Source organism: Vibrio sp. 10N.222.49.C12 (assembly GCF_041475025.1).
Taxonomy (GTDB): Bacteria; Pseudomonadota; Gammaproteobacteria; order Enterobacterales; family Vibrionaceae; genus Vibrio; species Vibrio crassostreae_C.
The window spans coordinates 1-1,742 of record NZ_JBFRVF010000120.1 but is presented as its reverse complement, the minus strand read 5'-3'; the positions used below and the strand labels follow the sequence as shown (position 1 = coordinate 1,742).

The following is a 1,742-nucleotide window of genomic DNA, read 5'->3' as shown; positions in this document are numbered from 1 at the left end:
TTTACTTTAATTGGTATAAATCATAGTGTTTCGCACGTTAGTCGAATAACTTACACAAAAGATTTTCCCGCAGCCCACAGCTCTTAGCTCAGGTTTTCCCCAAAACCAACTCATGATTAGGACTACATCATTTCTGATTCCAGCTTTGAGGTGACTCGAGCATGATTTCAAACGTATATAGCTTTAAGTTTAGCATTCAGATACTCGAGCCATACGCGCTGTAGATGTTTCCTTTATTAAGTGAGCGGCTCTCAGTATTAGTTAACAGCCTTTCGGCTACGAAATCTGACTTCTGCTCTATCTGTGAATCTATAGGATACGTGTAATTAGGGCTCTATCATGGAGGCTTCTCTTAAGAACGCTAGAGCTCATAATGAGTCGACTTAATGTCTCTTGTTATGCATTGAGCTTAAAACCACTCTCGATGGTATTGAGCGACTCGTTCTAAGTACTTCAAAGGGTGAAAGTAGGCTAGATTCAGCTTAAAGGTGAGAGTCGCTAAGTATGTTCCCAAGTGGTGCCTGAGGGGTATATAAGCTAAGAAATAGAGCATCCCTCGTATTCGTGAAGTGACGTTTATCACCCTGCGGATTTAGATTCTTTGGTTCTAGGTGCTGGTATATTAGGGGTTACCACTCTGTCTTCGATTTTGATGTGTTTGTTGACTCGATATTAATCAGTCGTGTTGACCGTTTTGCTCTGAGCATATTGATTTCTTGCTGGTTAGTTCAAGCTATGTTTTGGTTATTGCGACTAAGATGAAGCTAGAAGGTCACTACTGTTTGCTTAGTAGAAATAAAAATCCCCCAAATCATCGGCGGATAGTTTTGTGATTCTTTTCAGAATTAGATAAAGCCTTAAACCTAATGGGTCGAATTATGAAATTGAGTTTTAACTTTGAAGATGCGAGCCAGATCTTTGTGGGATCTTTTGCCTTGGCCGTGCCGATTTCTTTTTCTGAAGAGGCTTGGAAGTTAGGGGAGACTTTACCTACCGCTAATCTATTGCTGCTATTTTTACTGTCTGCGGTGTTCTTAGGCTTCTATACGTATGAGAGTGTCTTTCAAAAAGATGTTGTTGCTCGGTTGCCGGTGTTTATTTTCAGAATAGTGATTGCTTATGTTATGACGGCATTGGTCGTTGCTTTGGTACTGACTTGCCTGGACAAATTACCTCTATTGAGTGATCCCGTCGTATCGATCAAAAGAGTGATTGTTATTTCAATGCCAGCCTCTATGGGCGCTATTGTAGTGGATAGTTTTGATAAAGAGTAATCTGTGTATCAATTTGGATTGAAGTGTCTTACAGAGCTTTTCAGCGCTTACTTGATTCGTTATTTAGCTTTCTTACCTCCAAACTTAGTATTGATTTTTTCAACCGATCTCCTAGTCAATAAAATGAGTAGCAACGTACTGTGACTGACTCTTACGTGAATGTGTCGTTTGTTGTTGGGAGATTTTGAAGAGCATCAAGTAGCGAAGATTTGTAGCTTTGGAAGGATATAAAAACGGTTGGTTTCTGAATTGAATATGGTATTTGAAAGGTGAGGGTAGTTGTATTAATAAGTTAGGTGCGTATTTCGGTGATTGCGATCGCTCGTTTCGGTTTATTCCGATCACTTGATCCTGCCGTTTTTCTCTCTTCCTATTTTTACTCTAAGTGATCGGATTGCGCCAGTTTTCTCATCGACTCACCTCCTAGTTCTATTCGATGACTATTGTGTACCAGCCGATCCATTAGAG

General features: G+C 40.1%; 1 protein-coding gene and 1 pseudogene. One reads left to right on the top strand and one right to left on the bottom strand.

Annotated elements, in window-relative coordinates:
- Positions 1 to 878: 878 nt before the first annotated feature.
- Entirely contained in the window at positions 879 to 1,274 is a 396-nt protein-coding gene (locus AB4583_RS21170) for a DUF2391 family protein (RefSeq protein WP_017060180.1), read from the top strand.
- 376 nt (positions 1,275 to 1,650) lie between these two features.
- Here AB4583_RS21170 and AB4583_RS21165 read toward each other — a convergent pair.
- Positions 1,651 to 1,742, bottom strand: a pseudogene (locus AB4583_RS21165) (IS21-like element ISVch3 family helper ATPase IstB); the annotation flags it as partial.